This is a genomic window from Micromonospora sp. CPCC 205558 (assembly GCF_036902955.1).
GTDB lineage: Bacteria > Actinomycetota > Actinomycetes > Mycobacteriales > Micromonosporaceae > Micromonospora.
This window is the reverse complement of the sequence record NZ_JBAKHR010000005.1, coordinates 148,613-166,410: the sequence shown is the minus strand read 5'-3', so window position 1 is coordinate 166,410 and position 17,798 is coordinate 148,613. Positions and strand designations below refer to the sequence as shown.

At 72.0% G+C, this 17,798-nt stretch carries 12 protein-coding genes and 1 pseudogene; 8 read left to right on the top strand and 5 right to left on the bottom strand.

Translation table 11 applies throughout. From position 1 onward, the window contains the following. Window positions 1–9 precede the first annotated feature (9 nt). Entirely contained in the window at window positions 10–1,308 is a 1,299-nt protein-coding gene (locus V6U86_RS05835) for a DUF58 domain-containing protein (RefSeq protein ID WP_334499263.1), read from the bottom strand. A 1-nt stretch (window position 1,309) separates the two neighbouring features. Beyond that, window positions 1,310–2,362, bottom strand: coding sequence for an AAA family ATPase (locus V6U86_RS05830; protein ID WP_334499261.1), 1,053 nt, complete (start codon window positions 2,360–2,362; stop codon window positions 1,310–1,312). A 406-nt stretch (window positions 2,363–2,768) separates the two neighbouring features. Between V6U86_RS05830 and leuS the strand changes: the two genes are divergently transcribed. Next, window positions 2,769–5,609, top strand: coding sequence for a leucine--tRNA ligase (leuS, locus tag V6U86_RS05825; protein WP_334499259.1), 2,841 nt, complete (start codon window positions 2,769–2,771; stop codon window positions 5,607–5,609). Between the two features lie 148 nt (window positions 5,610–5,757). Here the strand turns inward: leuS and V6U86_RS05820 are convergent, their stop codons facing one another. The 3 genes from V6U86_RS05820 to V6U86_RS05810 are packed head-to-tail and all read right to left on the bottom strand — an operon-like array spanning window position 5,758 to window position 8,394. Next, on the bottom strand, window positions 5,758–6,441 hold the full coding sequence (locus tag V6U86_RS05820) for a TVP38/TMEM64 family protein (protein ID WP_334499256.1): 684 nt from the start codon (window positions 6,439–6,441) through the stop codon (window positions 5,758–5,760). After that, complete coding sequence (locus V6U86_RS05815) at window positions 6,438–7,157, bottom strand: type 1 glutamine amidotransferase (protein WP_334499253.1); 720 nt, start codon at window positions 7,155–7,157, stop codon at window positions 6,438–6,440. The genes V6U86_RS05820 and V6U86_RS05815 overlap by 4 nt, the downstream gene beginning before the upstream one ends. Then, window positions 7,147–8,394, bottom strand: coding sequence for a MurT ligase domain-containing protein (locus tag V6U86_RS05810; protein ID WP_124859488.1), 1,248 nt, complete (start codon window positions 8,392–8,394; stop codon window positions 7,147–7,149). The genes V6U86_RS05815 and V6U86_RS05810 overlap by 11 nt, the downstream gene beginning before the upstream one ends. Before the next feature lie 355 nt (window positions 8,395–8,749). On the opposite strand from V6U86_RS05810, the gene mraZ reads away from it, so the two are divergent. The 7 genes and pseudogenes from mraZ to mraY all read left to right on the top strand — a co-directional run bounded on the left by mraZ (window position 8,750) and on the right by mraY (window position 17,432). Next, window positions 8,750–9,181, top strand: a complete 432-nt coding sequence (gene mraZ, locus V6U86_RS05805) for a division/cell wall cluster transcriptional repressor MraZ (RefSeq protein ID WP_030488958.1) — start codon at window positions 8,750–8,752, stop codon at window positions 9,179–9,181. A gap of 206 nt (window positions 9,182–9,387) precedes the next feature. Beyond that, window positions 9,388–10,496: pseudogene (gene rsmH / locus V6U86_RS05800) on the top strand (16S rRNA (cytosine(1402)-N(4))-methyltransferase RsmH). Next, window positions 10,486–11,091, top strand: coding sequence for a hypothetical protein (locus tag V6U86_RS05795; RefSeq protein ID WP_334499246.1), 606 nt, complete (start codon window positions 10,486–10,488; stop codon window positions 11,089–11,091). Before rsmH ends, V6U86_RS05795 begins: the two are co-directional and overlap by 11 nt. A 3-nt stretch (window positions 11,092–11,094) precedes the next feature. Further along, window positions 11,095–13,302: a peptidoglycan D,D-transpeptidase FtsI family protein gene (locus tag V6U86_RS05790; RefSeq protein ID WP_334499244.1), complete on the top strand. Its 2,208-nt coding sequence runs from the start codon at window positions 11,095–11,097 to the stop codon at window positions 13,300–13,302. A gap of 52 nt (window positions 13,303–13,354) precedes the next feature. Further along, complete coding sequence (locus tag V6U86_RS05785; RefSeq protein ID WP_334499241.1) at window positions 13,355–14,917, top strand: UDP-N-acetylmuramoyl-L-alanyl-D-glutamate--2,6-diaminopimelate ligase; 1,563 nt, start codon at window positions 13,355–13,357, stop codon at window positions 14,915–14,917. Next, window positions 14,914–16,311, top strand: a complete 1,398-nt coding sequence (locus V6U86_RS05780; RefSeq protein ID WP_334499239.1) for a UDP-N-acetylmuramoyl-tripeptide--D-alanyl-D-alanine ligase — start codon at window positions 14,914–14,916, stop codon at window positions 16,309–16,311. The genes V6U86_RS05785 and V6U86_RS05780 overlap by 4 nt, the downstream gene beginning before the upstream one ends. Continuing rightward, complete coding sequence (gene mraY / locus V6U86_RS05775) at window positions 16,308–17,432, top strand: phospho-N-acetylmuramoyl-pentapeptide-transferase (RefSeq protein ID WP_334499237.1); 1,125 nt, start codon at window positions 16,308–16,310, stop codon at window positions 17,430–17,432. The genes V6U86_RS05780 and mraY overlap by 4 nt, the downstream gene beginning before the upstream one ends. The last annotated feature ends 366 nt before the right edge of the window (window positions 17,433–17,798 follow it).

Below are 17,798 nucleotides of genomic sequence, written 5' to 3'. Positions count from 1 at the left end.
GCCTTCCGTTCATCGCACACCGCCGGCGACCGTCTCGGCCAGCGCGGCCCGTAGGGCGAACCCCTGCGCGCCCCGGCCAGCCTGGGGCCACAGCGCCGGTAGCCGGCCGCCGTGGTCGACGCCGACCACCCGCCAGCCACTCTGCAGCATGGCGAGGACGGCGGAGGCGTGGGCGTGCTCCGCCTCGGCCCGGGCCTTCTCCGGAAGGCTCAACCAGGTGGAGCTGTTCAGCAGGAAGCCGACGCAGGTCGCGCCGTTGCCCCGCAGCCCGGCCAGCAGCTCCGCCTCGGCCACGCTCACCGTGCCGAACAGGCCGATGATCAGACCACCGTCGGCGCGTTCGCGGACCCGCTGCACCAGGCCGGTGACCTCGGCGCGCTGATCCAACCGAACCTCAGCGAGGTGGTCGAGCAACGCCCCGTCCCCGCCGGCCTCCGAGGCGTCCACATCCGCCCCCGAGCCGGTGACCAGGCGCAACTTGTAACCGGCCTGCCGCAGGTGGACGGCGATGCTCGCGGCGGCCGAGACCGACCATTCGAAACTGGCCGTCGGCCCCTCACCGCGGTGGCCGTACGCCCGGGTGTCCAGCACGACGGTGGCGCGGCTCTCCCACGGTTGCTCCTCCCGGCGCACCATCAGCTCGCCGGTGCGGGCCGTGGACTTCCAGTGCACCCGGCGCAGGTCGTCGCCGCGCCGGTACTCCCGGGTCGCCGCGTCGTCCTCGCCGTGCACCGCCACCGAGCGGGCCCGGCTGTCGCCGCTGCCCGCGTACTCCCCCGGGAGCCGGACCGACGGCAGCGGGGTGACCTGCGGGATCACCGTCAGGTGGTCGGTGCTGGGAAAGGACCGGGTGAGCTCGCAGAGGCCGAACGGGTCGGTCATCCGGACGACCAGCGGGCCCACGTCGTAGCGGCCCCGCACATCGGCGCGCACCGTGTACGCCACGGAGCTGGCCTGGTGCGCGCCGAGCCGCTCCAACACCACCCGGGGCCGGCTGCCGAGCGCGTAGGGCAGCCGGTCCTCCAGGAGCAGGGTGCCGGTCGGCAGCCGGGAGAGGTTCTGCAGGCGCAGCACCACCCGGGAGTTGGCCCCGACCGGAACCCGGTGCGGGTCCAGGGAGCGGTTGCAGGCCAGCTTGTAGCGACTCCGCCCGACGTAGGCGGCGGCCAGCAACGGCAGGATGGCCAACAGCACAGCCACCCGGAGCAGGTCCTTCTCGCCGAGAATGCCGGCCGAGATCGCCGCTGCGGCCGCAGCGGCCAGGAAGGACCGCCCGCGGGTGGTCAGCCCGCGTAGCCCGGCACGCACGTCATGGCCTCCGCGGCTCGTAGGGCGCGCGGCCGTTGCCGGTGGCGGGCCGGGTGTCGTACGGGTTGCGCTGCCGGTCGTGTGGCAGGGGCAGGCGGTGCACCAGCTCGGAGACGATCGCGTCGGTGGTGCGTCGGGCAAGCTGCGCGTCGGCGGTCGGGATGATCCGGTGCGCGAGCACCGGCACCGCCAGGGCCTGTAGGTCGTCGGGGAGGACGTAGTCGCGGCCCTCCAGGGCGGCGACCGCCCGGGCGGTGCGCAGCAGCTGCAGGGTCGCCCGGGGGGACGCGCCGAGCCGCAGGTCGGGGGCCTCGCGGGTGGCGGTGACCAGATCGATCGCGTACTGCTTGACCGCGTCCGCGACGTGCACCTGCCGGACGGTGGCGATGAGTTGCCGGACGATGGCCGCGTCGGAGACCGCGCGCAGCTCGTGCAGTGGGTCGGTGGCCCCGTGCCCGTCGAGCATGGCCAGCTCGGCGTGGGAGTCCGGGTAACCCATCGCGATGCGGGCGGTGAACCGGTCGCGCTGCGCCTCGGGCAGCGGGTACGTCCCCTCCATCTCGATCGGGTTCTGGGTGGCGATCACCATGAACGGGGTCTGGAGCTGGTACGTCACCCCGTCGACCGTGACCTGCCGTTCCTCCATGCACTCCAGCAACGCCGACTGGGTCTTCGGCGAGGCCCGGTTGATCTCGTCGCCGACCACCAGGTTGGCGAACACGGCGCCCGGACGGAACTCGAAGTCGTGCGTCTCCTGGTTGTAGACGCTGACCCCGGTGACGTCGCTGGGCAGCAGGTCGGGGGTGAACTGGATGCGCCGCACGGTGCAGTCGATCGACCGCGCGAGGGCCTTGGCCAACTTGGTCTTGCCGACACCCGGGACGTCTTCGATCAGGAGGTGACCCTCGGCGAGCAGGACGGCCAGGGCGAGTCGCACGGTGGCGGTCTTACCCTCGATGACCTGCTCGATGTTGGCCACGATGGCCTCGCTGGCGGCGCGGAACTCGTCGTGCGGCAGTAGGCCGCCCACCTCGTCCCAGGTCTGTTGTGTCACGGGCCTCCTCCTCGTCGCCGTCACGGCAGCTCTTTACGCAGAGCACCCGGACCCGCCGTTGGGTTCGCGACGCCGAGCCTCGTTTGCCGCAGGAATCTCACTGGTCTCTCAGGCTAACCATGTTTGTCGTTATCGCCGACCCCCGCAGGTAGTCCGTCGGTTACGCACCAGTATTCGCCAACTCGGGGGAGTGGGTTCCGACCCGCCCCGGGGGCCGGCAGGACCAACCGTGGGCGAGGTACACTGCGGGGCATGGCCGGAGTCTTCCTGCTTCTTACCGGGCCGTGCTGATGCGCTGAACGCAGCGACAGCACGGCGGCCCCTCCTGCGCGAGGGGCTTTTTTGTGCCCGCCGCCGGCCCGGCCCGGCGGTGCCGAGACGAAGCGAAGCGAAGCGAGGAGAGACGATGAGTGAGGCAGCCGCACCGGCGGGCGACATTCCCCCGTTCCGGTACACCGCGGCCCTGGCCGACGAGATCGAGATTCGTTGGCAGGACATCTGGGCGCGCGAGGGCACCTTCCACGCACCGAACCCGACCGGGCCGCTGGCCGACCCGACCCACCCGCGCGCCGGCGCGGAGAAGCTGTACGTGCTGGACATGTTCCCGTACCCCTCCGGCGCGGGCCTGCACGTCGGCCACCCACTGGGCTACATCGGCACCGACTGCTACGCCCGCTACCAGCGGATGGCCGGCCGCAACGTGCTGCACGCGATGGGCTTCGACGCGTTCGGCCTGCCCGCCGAGCAGTACGCGGTGCAGACCGGCACCCACCCCCGGACCACCACGGTCGCGAACATCGAGCGGTACAAGGCGCAGCTGCGCCGGCTGGGGCTGGCCCACGACGAGCGCCGCTCGGTGGCGACCATCGACACCGACTTCTACCGCTGGACCCAGTGGATCTTCCTGCAGATCTTCAACTCCTGGTACGACCGCGACGCCGGCCGGGCCCGCCCGATCGCCGAGCTGATCGCCGAGTTCGAGGGCGGTAACCGGCCCACACCGGACGGCCGCGCCTGGGCCGAGCTGAGCGTCGCCGAGCGCCGCCAGGTCGTCGACGACCACCGCCTGGCGTACGTCTCGCAGGCGCCGGTGAACTGGTGCCCGGGGCTGGGCACCGTGCTGGCCAACGAGGAGGTCACCGCCGACGGCCGTTCCGAGCGGGGCAACTTCCCGGTCTTCAAGCGCAACCTGAAGCAGTGGATGATGCGGATCACCGCGTACGGTGACCGGCTGCTGGACGACCTGGACAGCCTGGACTGGCCCGAGCCGATCAAGCTGATGCAGCGCAACTGGATCGGCCGCTCCACCGGCGCCCACATCGACTTCCCGACCAGCGCGGCGCCGGTGCGGGTGTTCACGACCCGGCCGGACACCGTCTTCGGGGCCACCTACATGGTGCTGGCCCCCGAGCACGAGCTGGTCGACACGCTGGCCCCGGCCGCCTGGCCGGACGGGACGAGGGACGCCTGGACCGGCGGGCACGCCAGCCCCCGGGAGGCCGTCGAGGCGTACCGCAAGGCGGCAGCCGCCAAGACCGACGTCGAGCGGCAGTCCGACAGCAAGGAGAAGACCGGCGTCTTCATCGGCGCGTACGCCACCAACCCGGTCACCGGCGGGCAGATCCCGATCTTCATCGCCGACTACGTGCTGGCCGGCTACGGCACCGGCGCGATCATGGCGGTGCCGGCGCAGGACGAGCGGGACTGGGCGTTCGCCGAGGTCTTCGAGCTGCCCATCGTTCGGACCGTGCAGCCGGCGGAGGGCTTCGAGGGCAAGGCGTACACCGGGGACGGCCCGGCGATCAACAGCGCCGCGCCCGAGCGCGGCCTGGACCTGAACGGCCTGGGGGTCGCCGACGCCAAGGCGGCGATCATCGCCTGGCTGGAGGCGAACGGACACGGCACCGGCGCGGTGACCTACCGGCTGCGCGACTGGCTGTTCTCCCGGCAGCGTTACTGGGGCGAACCGTTCCCGATCGTCTACGACGAGACCGGCGCTGCCATCGCGCTGCCGGAGGAGATGCTGCCGGTCGAGCTGCCCGAGGTGGACGACTTCTCCCCGAAGACGTTCGAGGCCGACGACGCCGACAGCAACCCGGAGACCCCACTGTCGCGGCGGCGCGACTGGGTCGAGGTCGAGTTGGACCTGGGCGACGGGCCGAAGCGCTACACCCGGGAAACCAACGTGATGCCGCAGTGGGCCGGCTCCTGCTGGTACGAGCTGCGCTACCTGGACCCGACCAACAGTTCCCGGTTCGTCGACGCGGAGAACGAGCGGTACTGGATGGGCCCGCGCGCCGACGGCGACTGCGGGGGCACCGACCTGTACGTCGGCGGCGCCGAGCACGCCGTGCTGCACCTGCTGTACGCCCGGTTCTGGCACAAGGTGCTGTTCGACCTGGGGCACGTGTCGTCGTTCGAGCCGTTCCGCAAGCTGTTCAACCAGGGCATGATCCAGGCGTACGCGTACACCGACTCGCGTGGCAGCTATGTGCAGGCCGAGGACGTGGTCGAGCGCGACGGCGCGTACTACCTGGAAGACCTGGTGGTCAACCGTGAGTACGGCAAGATGGGTAAGTCACTGAAGAACGTGGTGACCCCCGACGAGATGTGCGCCGCCTACGGCGCGGACACCTTCCGGGTGTACGAGATGTCGATGGGCCCACTGGAGGTGTCCCGCCCCTGGGAGACCCGGGCCGTGGTCGGCTCGTACCGGTTCCTGCAGCGGGTGTGGCGGGCCGTCGTCGACGAGCAGACCGGCGCGCTGCGGGTTGTCGAGGACCCGGCCGACGAGGCGACCCGCCGATTGCTGCACAAGGTCATCGACGGAGTCCGTGGCGACATGGACGGCATCCGGTTCAACACCGCGATCGCCAAGCTGATCGAGCTGACCAACGGGTTGACCCAGCTGTCGGCCACGCCCCGCGAGGTGGCCGAACCGCTGGTGCTGATGGTGGCGCCGTTCGCCCCGCACCTGGCCGAGGAGCTGTGGCGCAAGCTGGGCCACGACACCTCGCTGACGTACGCGGACTTCCCGACCGCCGACCCGGCGCTGCTGGTAGCCGACACGGTGACCTATCCGGTGCAGGTCAACGGGAAGGTCCGTGGCCGCATCGAGGTCCCTGCCGACGCCGCTGAGGAGACCGTCCGCGCGGCGGCCCTGGACGCGGTGGCCGCAACCCTGGCCGGCAAGGAACCCCGCAAGGTCATCGTGGTGAAGGGCCGGATGGTCTCGGTCGTCGCCTGACCCGCAGCGTGACGTCCGCCGAGGCGGACACCGGAACGAGCGTGATGACTCACAGGCATCTAGATGCCTGTGAGTCATCACGCTCTCCGGCAGATCCACGACCCAGCGCGGCACGTCGGCCACGACGGGTTGACCGCGCGTCCGGCTGTCAGGCCGGCATGGTGCGGCGGCGCCGCTCGGCGCGCCACCACTGGTGGATGAGCACCAGGCTGGCGATCAGGCCGAGGCTGGCCGGGGCGGCGGCGTACCAGTTGACGTGGCCGGGAGAGCTGACCGCCGCGCCGATCGCCGCGTAACCGAATGCGGTCGGCGCGGAGGCGATCACGCTGCCGGCCAGGAACGGCAGCACGCGGGCGCCGGTCGTGCCGTAGCCGTAGCTGACCAGCCCGAAGCCGGCGATCGGCAGCAGCCGGACGGTGACCACACCGAGCACGCTCTGCCGGGCGAACCAGCCGTCGAGGCGGGCCAGCCGGCCGCGGACCCGATCGGCTACGAACTCCCGGCCGAGCCACCGGCCGACAGTGAACCCGATCGCCGCGGCCAGCAGCGCGGCGCCCAGGGCGTACCCGGCACCCTCCAGCGGGCCGAAGATCGCGCCCGCGGCGAGCGTGATGAAGGTCCGGGGCACCAGCGCGACCAGAAGCAGCGCGCCCCCGAGGATCGCCGCCACCGGGGCGAGGTCACCCAGCCGGTCGGCGACCAGGGGCAGCTGCGCCGGATCCGGGTGGGGCACCAGCAGCAGCAGTAACCCGCAGGCGCCGATCAGCAGCACGAGCAGGGCGAACCGGACGGCCGACGGCTGCCGGAGCAGCCGCCGGACGGCACGGATCATGCTCGGGCGGCGGCCACCGCGGAGCGGCGCTCGTTGCGGAGCCGGTCCGACCAGGTCTCGTCCAACGGCGGAAGCTGGTGCGCTCCGGTGGCCCAGCGCAGCAGCAGGTCGGCCAGGGCGGGGTTGCGAGCCAGCGCCGGACCATGCGAGTAGGTGCCCAGCAGCTTGCCGCGCCACGCGCCCTCGGTGGCGCCGTCGTTGCCCACCCCGGCGGTGACCCGGGCCAGCGGGGAGACCTCCGGACCGAGGTGGGTGCGGCCGCCGTGGTTCTCGAAGCCGGTCAGCGGGGGCAGGCCCAGCCGGGGGTCGATCTCACCGGCCAGCTCGCCCACCGCACGGCTCTCGCCCCGGTCGGACTGCAGGTCGAGCAGCTCCAGCCCGCGGCACTGCACGCCCTTGGCGAAGAACGACGTGCCGAGCAGTTGGTAGCCGGCGCACACGCCGAACACGACCGAGCCCTGGGCGACCGCGCGGTGCAGGCCGCCGTCGGCGAGCAGCCGCTGGGCGCCGAGCGCCTGCGGGCCGTCCTCGCCGCCGCCGACCAGGTAGATGTCGGCGGTCGCGGGCAGCCGCTCGTCGGAGCGAACCTCCAGCACCTCGACCGGCATCCCGCGCTGACGGGCCCGACGGGCGAGGATCAGGGCGTTGCCCCGGTCTCCGTAGGTGGAGAGCAGGTCGGGGTAGATCCAGACGATGCGCAGACTCTCAGATGACACGGTCCAACTCCGCTCGGATGTCCTGGAACGCGGTGTAGTTCGCGATGACCTCCAGCCGCCCGGGCGGGACCGACCGGAGCGCGTCGTCGAAGGTGCGGACGTGCTGGAACGGGACGTCGTTGACGTCCAGCCGAACCGCCAGGTCGTATGCCCGGTCGCCGGTGATCAGCACCTGCCGGCCGCGGAGCGGGGCGAAGTCGACGTCGTAGAGCCAGGACGTGTCCAGACCGTCTGGGTCGCGCGCGTTGATGGAGAGCAGGGTCGGCGCTTCGTCGGCCATGTCGAACGCCTCCAGCCAACTGGCCGGGTTCTTGGCCAGCAGCAGCCGGATGTTGCGCCCGTCCTTGTCGACCTGGGCGTAGCGGCCGGCCACCGAGGTGACGATGCCGAGGCGGGACACCGCGTCGACCGGGCGGACGCCGAACTCGGCGGCCACCGCCAGCGCGGTCGCCGCGTTACCGAGGTTGACCTTTCCGGGCAACTGGAGGGAGACCTTGTGCCAGGCGCCGGTGGGGTCGAGCACGCCCTCGTCCTCGACGACCCAGTGCGGCTCCGGTCGGCGCAGCGGGCAGCCGGTGCACCACCACTGCTCACCGGAGCGCTGGATCGTGGAGCCGCACTCCGGGCAGACCCAGGAGTCGTCGTGCCAGCGTTGGCCGGCGCTGAACCACGTCACGTGCGGCGGGTTGATGCCCCGGGCGGGGTCGCCGGGCGGGGTGGCGGCCCACACCACCAGCGGGTCGTCGGCGTTGGCCACCACCCGTACGTCGGTGTGCCGGACCAGCGCCGCGCGCCAGAGCTGCGCCATCATGGCGACCTCCTTGGCGCGGTCGAGCTGGTCGCGGGAGAGGTTCAGCAGCGCCACCACGTGCGGCTCGGTCGCCTCCAGCACCTGGGCGAGATAGTGCTCGTCGACCTCCAGCACCGCGTACGGGGTGCTGCCGGCCTTGGCCAGCGCCGAGGTGTGCCCGCTGGGCATGTTGGCGCCGAACGAGTTGGTGGCGACCCGGCCGAGCACGCCGACCGCGGCGGAGGTCAACCGGGTGGTGGTGGTCTTGCCGTTGGTGCCGGAGACGAGCGCGATCGCGCGCCCGGCCGACAGGTGGGCCAGCAGGTCGGGGTCGATCTTCAGCCCGATCCACCCGCCGATCACCGAACCGTCGCCACGGCCGGCCGCCCGGGAGAGCGCCGCGGCGGTCCGTGACACGGAGCTGGCCACCTTGGCCCGTAGGGGCATTTTCGCGTCCGTCACGCGAGCGAGGTTACCGGACCGCCGGGCTCACCAGATCGCCGCCGACGGTGAACCGTTCGGCCGTGGTGGTCGGGCGGGCGGCCGGGTCGGCTTCCCCCGGACGGAGTCGATCTATGTCGGAAAGCGGACCACGCCGAGGGGTGCCCGGCGCCCTCCACTCCGCTCCACCCCTTGTGACGTGCGGTTTTGCCCCGGAGTCAGGCGCGCCGCGCGGGTGAATTTGGTTGCAGGTGGAGGGAAGTGGAGTAGAGTGGGGACCAATGGTGAGGCCGGGAGGGCTCACCGGCCCGGGGGGTCAGCGGCGCCGCGAACGCCGCTCAAGGGCGAGGGGGTTGGGCCGATGTTTCTCGGCACCCACACTCCACGCCTGGACGAAAAGGGCCGGTTGATCCTTCCGGCGAAGTTCCGGGATGAGCTGGCGGGGGGTGTCGTGGTCACCAAAGGGCAGGAGCGCTGCCTCTACGTCTTCCCGACTCCCGAGTTCCAGCGGATCGCGGAGCAGTTGCGCGCACAGCCGATGACGCACAAGGCGGCCCGGGCCTACAGCCGGGTCTTCTTTGCCAGTGCGCACGACGAGGTTCCGGACAAGCAGGGTCGGGTGACCATTCCGGCCCACCTGCGGGCCTATGCCGCACTGGACCGCGAGTTGGTGGTCATCGGCGCGAGCACGCGGGTGGAGATCTGGGACAAGGTCGCCTGGGAGACCTACCTCGCCGAGAGCGAAGACGACTTCGCCGACATCGAGGAGGGGGTGCTGCCCGGCGGTCTGTAGGGCGGTCACGGCGCCCGACGTACTGCGAGATCTCCAGCCGCTTTCGAGTTCCTGGCATCACTTCCCCGGTGCCAGGCGCACGATCCAGTCATTGGGCGACGGTCCGGTGTCAGGCGGGAGCGGATGGGGATCTGGCGGTACGACGGCAGCGCCGTCCGACGACAGGCGCACGAGAAGAACGGACGTTTCAACCAGTGGGGGTCAACATGGGGGAGTTGCGCGGCACGCACGTGCCGGTGCTGCTTGAGCGGTGTCTCGAGCTGCTGGCCCCCGCGCTGGGTCGAGGCGGCCGGACGGTCTACGTCGACGCGACGCTCGGCCTGGCCGGGCACGCGGAGGCGGTGCTTGAGGCGCATCCGGAGACGGTCCTGATCGGGCTCGACCGGGACACCGAGGCGCTCGCTCACGCGCGGGTCCGACTGGCCCGGTTCGCCGATCGGGTGCACCTGGAGCACGCCGTCTACGACGAGTTGCCAGACGTGCTGGACCGGCTGGGCTATCCGGCCATCGACGGCATCCTGTTCGACCTGGGTGTCTCGTCGTTGCAGTTGGACGCGCCCGACCGCGGGTTCGCGTACGCCCAGGACGCGCCGCTGGACATGCGGATGGACCAGACCCGGGGGGTGACCGCCGAAGAGGTGGTCAACACGTACGCGCATCCGGACCTGGCGCGGGTGCTGCGGGTCTATGGCGAGGAGAAGTTCGCCGGTCGGATCGCCTCGGCGATCATCCGGCAGCGGGAGCGGGCTCGGATCACCTCGTCCGCGCTGCTGGCGGAGCTGGTTCGGGACTCCATTCCGGCACCAGCCCGACGAACGGGCGGGCACCCGGCAAAGAGAACGTTTCAGGCTTTACGGATCGAGGTAAACAGAGAGCTGGCAGCGCTGGAGACAGCGTTGCCATCCGCACTCGACGCACTGACCGTGGGCGGTCGCATGGTGGTTCTGTCCTACCACTCGCTGGAGGACAGGCTCACCAAGGCGGCCCTCACGGACCGGGTCCGCAGTAAGGGCCCGATTGACCTCCCGGTCGAGCTACCCGGGTCCGGTCCGACGTTCCGGCTGCTCAGCCGGGGCGCCGAACTGCCCGGGGAGGCGGAGGTCGCCGCGAACCCTCGGGCCGCCTCGGTGCGGCTGCGGGCCGCGGAGCGACTCGACCCGAACGCGACAGAGCAAGGGCGGACCGACCGCGAACGGTCCCGCCGACGGGTGAAGGGAATGCACCAACCGGGCACGGGGTCCGCCTGATCCGTGGGGGGTCAGGGGCGCCGGGACGGCTAGGGACGGATGTTGAGGGGGAGGGACATGAGCATTGACAAGCGCGACCGCCGGGACGTCACCGGCGGCGGGCAGCGCGCACCGCGGTCGGGGGGCCGGATCGCGGCGGAGCGGGCTTCACGCGTCGGAAACGGTACGCCACGCATCGATCGAGTGAACCGGCAGGGGGAGACTCGCGCCCGGGGGGCGCGCGAGTTCCCGACTCAGGGCGCCGCCGCGCTGCGGCCGGTCGAGAAGGCCGGCAGCGCGGCCAGCGCCCGCCCGCCCCGGCTGCGGGTGGCACCGCCGCCGCCGGTGTCGGTGCCGCGTGCGCCGTTCGCGGCGCTGATCGTGGTGCTGGTGGTCGGTGGGGTGCTGGGCATCCTGGCGGTCAACACCAAGATCAATGAGAATGCGTTCCGGCTGGAGCGGCTGCAGCAGCAGCAGTCTCGACTGGACCTGGAGAAGCAGCAGCTGGACAAGCAGATCGCCGACGCCGAGGCACCGGGCAACCTGACCGCCGAGGCGCGGCGGCTGGGCCTGGTCGACGCCGGCGAGCCCGGCTACATCCGGCTGCCGGACGGCAAGACCCTCGAGGTGCCGCAGCCGGCGAACGGCCAGCCTTCGGTGACCAGCCAGGGCGCGGGAGGCTGACCGGTGCCACCAAGGTCGGACGAGCCGCGCCGGGACCCTACGGGGTCCCGGCGCGGTTCTGCACGTGATGCCGGGCCCGCCGATGGGGAGCCGCGCACCGGCGAGCCGGGAATCGGGGGCATCTCCGGCGCCCGGGCGTACACCCCGAGGGGTCGGACGGTCCGCGAGGAGCGCGGCACGGCGACGCGCGGCCAGGGTGCGGAGCAGCGGCGTACGCCGCGCAGCACCCGGTCCGGTGACCCGTTCCGGCCGGCGTTGCAGGTGCTCGACGGCGGTCGGGCCGCCGCCCGTTCCGGCCGGCGCGACGCTCCGGCGGCCGGACGCGGTGCGGTGGTGCGCACCGTCGCGCCGCGTACCCCCCGTGGCCCCGGTGGGGACGAGCCGCCGCCGCGTCGCCGCACCACGCCACGTGCGCCGCGTCGCGCCGACCGACCGGCTGCCCGACGGCCTTCCCGCAAGCCACGACGCCCACCGAAGCTGGCCGACTCGCGGCTGCGACTGCGGCTGGGCACCGTGCTCGCCCTGACCCTGTTCGCCGTCATCGGGATCCGGCTGGTCTTCCTCCAGGCAGTCGACGCGCCGGCGTACGCCGGGGGTGGCGTCACCGACCGCACCCGCACGGTCGAGCTGCCAGCGCCACGCGGCGCGATCTACGACAGCACCGGCGCGCCGTTGGCCCGCAGCGTCGAGGCGCGGTACGTGTACGCCGACCCGACCAAGGTCGAAGATCCCGCCGGCACCGCGAAGGCGCTCTCTCCGCTGCTCGGCATCCCGGTGTCGAAGCTCATGGAGTTGATGAAGCCGCGCAAGCTGGAGAACGGCATCGCGTCCACGTTCGCCTACCTGGCACGGGGCGTGGAGATCCCGACCGCCAAGCGGGTGCAGGCGCTGGAGCTGCCCGGCATCGGGGTGCACCGCGACGAGCGTCGCGACGTGCCCGGCGGTGACCTGGCGGCCAACCTGATCGGCTTCACCAGCCAGGACATGGACGGGCTGGAAGGGCTGGAGGCCCGCTACGACGACGTGCTCGCCGGGCAGGACGGCAAGCGGGTGTACGAGGCTGGCCTCGGCGACCTCGGAGCGCCGATCCCGGGCGGCTACAGCCGGACCACTCTCGCCAAGCCGGGCAGTTCCCTCTCCCTCACGATTGTTCGTGACCTGCAGTTCCGTACGCAGCAGATCCTCAGCGCGGGCATGGCCCAGACGCCGGGCGGCACCGGAGCGGCAGTGGTCATGGAGATTCCCTCCGGCGCGGTGCTGGCCCAGGCCAGCAACCCCACCTACGACGCGGCGAAGCCCTTCCCGAGCGACCCGGTCGCCCGGGAGGACGCGGCGACCAGCTTCGTGGTGGACCCCGGCTCGGTGCACAAGGCGATCACCTACGGCGCGGCGCTGCAGGAGGGGGTGATCACGCCGGACACCACGTTCCCCGTCGCCAACGCCATCAAGAAGGGCGACACCTGGTTCTCCGACACCCATCCGGCCGACGGCAAGCGGATGAGCGTGCCGGGCATGCTCGCCTACTCGTCGAACGTCGGCACGATCACCATCGCCGACCGGCTCGGGCGGGACCGGCTGATCGACTACCAGAAGCGGTTCGGGCTGGGTAAGCCCACCGGCGAGGGGATGCCCGGAGAGGCCAGCGGGCGACTGCTGCCGGCCGACGAGTGGAGCGAATCGTCGGCCGGGTCGGTGCCGATCGGGCACAGCGTCGACGCCACGCCGCTGCAGATGACCGCCGCGTACGCCGCCATCGCCAACAACGGCACGTACGTGCAGCCGCACCTGGTCAAGGAGGTGATCGGCCCGGACGGCAAGCGCACCCCCGCGCCGCCCCCGGTGACCCGGTCGGTGCTCAGCCCGCAGAATGCGGCGGCCCTACGCACCATGCTGGAGGCGGTCACCACGGTCGACCGCGCCACCGGTCTGGCCGCCGCGGTCCCCGGCTACCGGGTCGCCGGCAAGACCGGCACCGGTTGGCGGCTGGTGAACGGCAAGAAGCAGCCCGGTGAGGTGTCCTCCTTCATCGGGATGGCTCCCGCCGAGAACCCCCGGTACGTGATCGCCGTCTTCGTGTACGCGCCCAACGGCGGGGGCGCGGCGGTCGCCGGGCCGGCGTTCCGGGACATGATGCAGTTCACGCTGCGTCACTACCGTGTGCCGCCTTCCGTCGACGGATCCGCGCCCAAGTTTGTGGTCTATCCGCGCTGAGCAGCAATGGCGGGACATCATCGGTGAGTGCCGACGAACCACCGGGGCGGCTGTGCGGCCGGAACCGGACGACCGGGTAGGGTCTGACGCCGTGCCCGGCAATCCACGTCCACGTACCGTGACCGGAGTTCGGCTCGGTGATCTCGCCATCCGACTCGCCGTCGACCTTGCGGCGGACGCCGCCGAGGTGGTCGTCACCGGGGTCACCCACGCCAGCCAGGAGGTCCGCCCCGGCGACCTGTACGCGGCGCTGCCCGGGGCCCGTCGGCACGGCGCGGAGTTCGCCGCCGCCGCCGCCGAGGCCGGTGCCGTGGCCCTGCTGACCGACCCGGCGGGCGCGCAGCTGGCGGCGCAGACCGGGCTGCCCGCCCTGGTGGTGCCCGACCCGCGCGCCGTGCTCGGCGAGCTGGCCTCGGCCGTGTACGGCGACCCGACCGCCGGTCTCACCGTGATCGGGGTGACCGGCACCGCCGGCAAGACGTCCACCGCGTACCTGATCGAGTCGGGGTTGCGGGCCGCCGGGCACACCACCGGGCTGGTCGGCACGGTGGAGACCCGGCTCGGTGACCTGGTGATCGACAGTGTGCGCACCACCCCCGAGGCGACCGACCTGCACGCCATGCTGGCCACCGCCCGCGAACGTGGGGTCACCGCCGTGGTCATGGAGGTCTCCAGCCACGCGCTGGCCATGGGCCGGGTGGGCGGGGTGCGGTTCGCCGTCGGTGGTTACACCAACTTCGGTTCCGACCACCTGGACTTCCACGCCGACAGCGACGACTACTTCGCCGCGAAGGCGCAGCTCTTCGACGGGCGCTGCGCGGTCGAGGTGCTCAACCACGACGACCCGGCGTTGAAGCCGCTGCTCAAACCGACCACGCTCACCTACTCGGCGGCCGGTGATCAGAGCGCGACCTGGTGGGCCGACGGGGTGGGCGGCGAGGGGTACGCACAGCGGTTCACCGCGCACGGCCCGAACGGGGTGGCAGTGTCCGCCGGTGTCGCGCTGCCCGGCCGGCACAACGTGGCCAACGCGCTGCTGGCCATCGCCACCCTGGTCGGCGCCGGGGTGGACCCGGCGACCGCGGCGACCGGTGTGGCCGCCTGCGGTGGCGTCCCGGGCCGGTTGGAGCTGGTCGACGTGGCCGCGCCGGTGCGTGGAGTGGTCGACTACGCCCACAAGTCGGACGCGATCGTGGCCGCGCTGGCCGCGTTGCGCGAGTTGAGCGCCGGCCGACTCATCTGTGTGATCGGCGCCGGTGGAGACCGGGACCGGGGCAAGCGACCGGTGATGGGCGCCGCCGCTGCGGAGGGAGCCGACGTGGTGCTGGTGACCGACGACAACCCGCGTACCGAGGACCCGGGGGAGATTCGCGCCGAGGTGCTCGCCGGGGCGTACCGGGCCGGCACGGCCGCTCGGATCATCGAGGTGGCGGGCCGCCGCGCCGCGATCGACGAGGCGGTTCGGCTGGCCGAGCCGGGCGACGTCATCGCGCTGCTCGGTAAGGGGCACGAGCGGGGCCAGGAGGTGGCGGGCGAGGTGTTTCCATTCGACGACAGCGTCGAGTTGGCCGCCGCGCTGCGGGCCCGCTTCGGGGACCTGGCGGGCCAGCGGTGATCGCGCTGAGCCTGGCCGAGGTGGCCGCGGCGGTCGACGGGCGGCTGGTCGCCGCCGACCCGGCCGCCACAGTCACCGGTTCCGTGGAATTCGACTCGCGCAAGGTGGGCCCCGGTTCGCTCTTCGTGGCCTTTCCCGGGGAGAAGGTCGACGGGCACGACTACGCGGCGACTGCTATCGAGGCGGGCGCGGTGGCGGTGCTCGGCAGCCGCGAGGTGCCCGGGGTGCCGATGGTGCTGGTCGACGACGCCCTGGCCGCGATGGGCCGGCTGGCCCGCGCGGCGGTGGACCGGCTGCCCGGGTTGACCGTGATCGGCGTGACCGGTTCGTCCGGCAAGACCACCACGAAGGATCTGATCGGTCAGCTGACCGCCCGGCTCGGGGCCACTGTGGCGCCGCCCGGCTCGTTCAACAACGAGCTGGGGCACCCGTACACCGCCCTGCGGGCTGACCCGGACACCCGCTACCTGGTGATGGAGAAGGGCGCGCGCGGGGTCGGGCACGTGCGGTACCTGTGCGAGCTGGTGCCGCCCCGGATCTCCGTGGTGCTCAACGTCGGCACCTCGCACATCGGTGAGTTCGGTTCGCAGGACGCCATCGCCCTGGCCAAGGGCGAGTTGGTGGAGGCGTTGCCGCCGGACGGGCTGGCCGTGCTGAACGCCGACGACCCGCGGGTGGACGCGATGGCGAGCCGTACGCAGGCCCGGGTGGTCCGCTACGGCGAGGCGCCCGCCGCCGACGTGCGCGCCGAGGACGTCACGCTCGACGAGCGGGGGCACCCGTCGTACACCCTGGTCACCCCGGAGGGGCGCGCGCCGGTGCGGCTCCGGCTGGCCGGCCGTCACCAGGTCTGGAACACGCTCGCGGCGGCGGCGGTCGCCCGGGAGCTGGGTATGCCGCTGGCCGAGCTGGCCGCGGCCCTCGGCGAGCTGGGGCTGGTCTCGACCCGACGGATGGACGTCTTCGACCGTCCCGACGGGGTGACCGTGATCGACGACTCGTACAACGCCAACCCGGCCTCGATGGCGGTCGCGGTGCGGGCGCTGGCAAGCATGGGTCAGGGGCGGCGTACCGTCGCGGTGCTTGGTTACATGGCCGAGCTGGGCCCGTTCGAGTACGACGGCCACGCCGAGGTCGGCCAACTCGCGGCCGAGCTGGGTGTCGACCGGCTGCTCGTGGTGGGTGAGCCGGCCGCGCCGATCCACGAAGGCGCGACAGCGGTAGCGAACTGGGGAGGAGAGTCGGTGCTGCTCACCGATCAGGCGGCGGCCGTCGAGGTGCTGCGGAGCGAGCTACGACCGGGTGATGTCGTCCTGGTCAAGGGTTCCCGGTACCGGACCTGGGAGGTGGCCGACGCCCTGCGCGCCGACGCCGACGGGGAGCCCACCCGATGAGGGCGGTCATCGTCGCCATTGGGGTGGCCTTCCTCGTCTCGCTCTTCTGCACCCCGATCGCGATCAAGGTGTTCACCCGGCTCAAGGCCGGTCAGCCGATCCGGTCCGACGGCCCCGCCATGCACCAGGGCAAGAAGGGCACGCCCACCATGGGCGGCGTGGTCTTCATCCTGGCCACGGTGATCGCGTACGTGGCCGGGCACCTCGCCCTGACCACCCTGCCGGACCAGCAGATCGCCCAGGTGGAGCCGACCATCACCGCGCTGGTGCTGCTGGGGCTGATGGTGTTCTCCGGCGCGGTGGGTTTCCTCGACGACTTCCTCAAGGTGCGTAAGCGCAACAGCGCCGGGCTGAACAAGCGCGGCAAGTTGCTCGGTCAGATCCTGGTCGGCGCGGTCTTCGGGGTGATCGCGCTGTGGTTCCCGAGCACGATGACCGACGCGACGGGTAGGGCCACCAACACCGAGACCGTCGGCAGCACCACGCTGAGCTTCATCCGGGACATCGACTTCCTGGAGGTCAGCAAGGTCGGCGCGGTGATCATCTTCATCTTCGTGGTGATGGCCGCGACGAACGGCGTCAACCTCACCGACGGCCTGGACGGTCTGGCCACCGGCGCGTCGGTGATGGTGCTCGCCGCGTACGCGCTGATCGCGTTCTGGCAGTACCGGCACTGGTGCGCCGACCCGAGTTACAGCCAGCCGTACTGCTACGAGGTCCGTGACCCGTTGGAGATCGCGCTGATAGCCGGGGCGGCGGCCGGGGCCTGTGTGGGCTTCCTCTGGTGGAACACGTCCCCGGCACGGATCTTCATGGGCGACACCGGGGCGCTGGGGCTGGGCGGTCTGATCGCCGGCATGGCGATGTCCACCCGCACCATCCTGCTGCTGCCGATCATCGGCGGGCTCTTCGTGATCATCACGATGTCCGTGGTGATCCAGATCATCTCCTTCAAGACCACCGGTAAACGGGTGTTCCGGATGTCTCCGCTCCAGCACCACTTCGAGCTTGCCGGCTGGAGCGAGGTCAACATCGTGGTGCGCTTCTGGATCATCGCCGGCATCGGCGTGGCCATCGCCCTGGGCCTGTTCTACAGCGAGTTCCTCGCCAACATGACCTGACCCTGACCCCCTGCCCCCTGACCCCTGCCCCGCCCCCCACCCCCTGACCTCGCCGATCTTGCACTTTCGAATGGCGGAACGTCCGCTCATGGGTGTTTCGTCGGCACCGAAAGTGCAAGATCGACGCGCGGGGGTGGCGCGGGGGTGGCGCGGGGCGGCGCGGGGTGGCGCGGGGGTGGCGCGGGGCGGCGTGGGGGCGGTGGGTTCGACACGCCCGGTGGGGCGTTGTGGGGCGGTGGGGCGTGTTCAGCGGTGATGATGTCGGGGTGGGGGAGGAAATCAGCACCGAGGATGGGACTGTCGGACGGCCGCGACGGTCGCCGAGCGCGGCGCGTACACCGTTGGCTGCCGGGGCGCGCGGTTCGG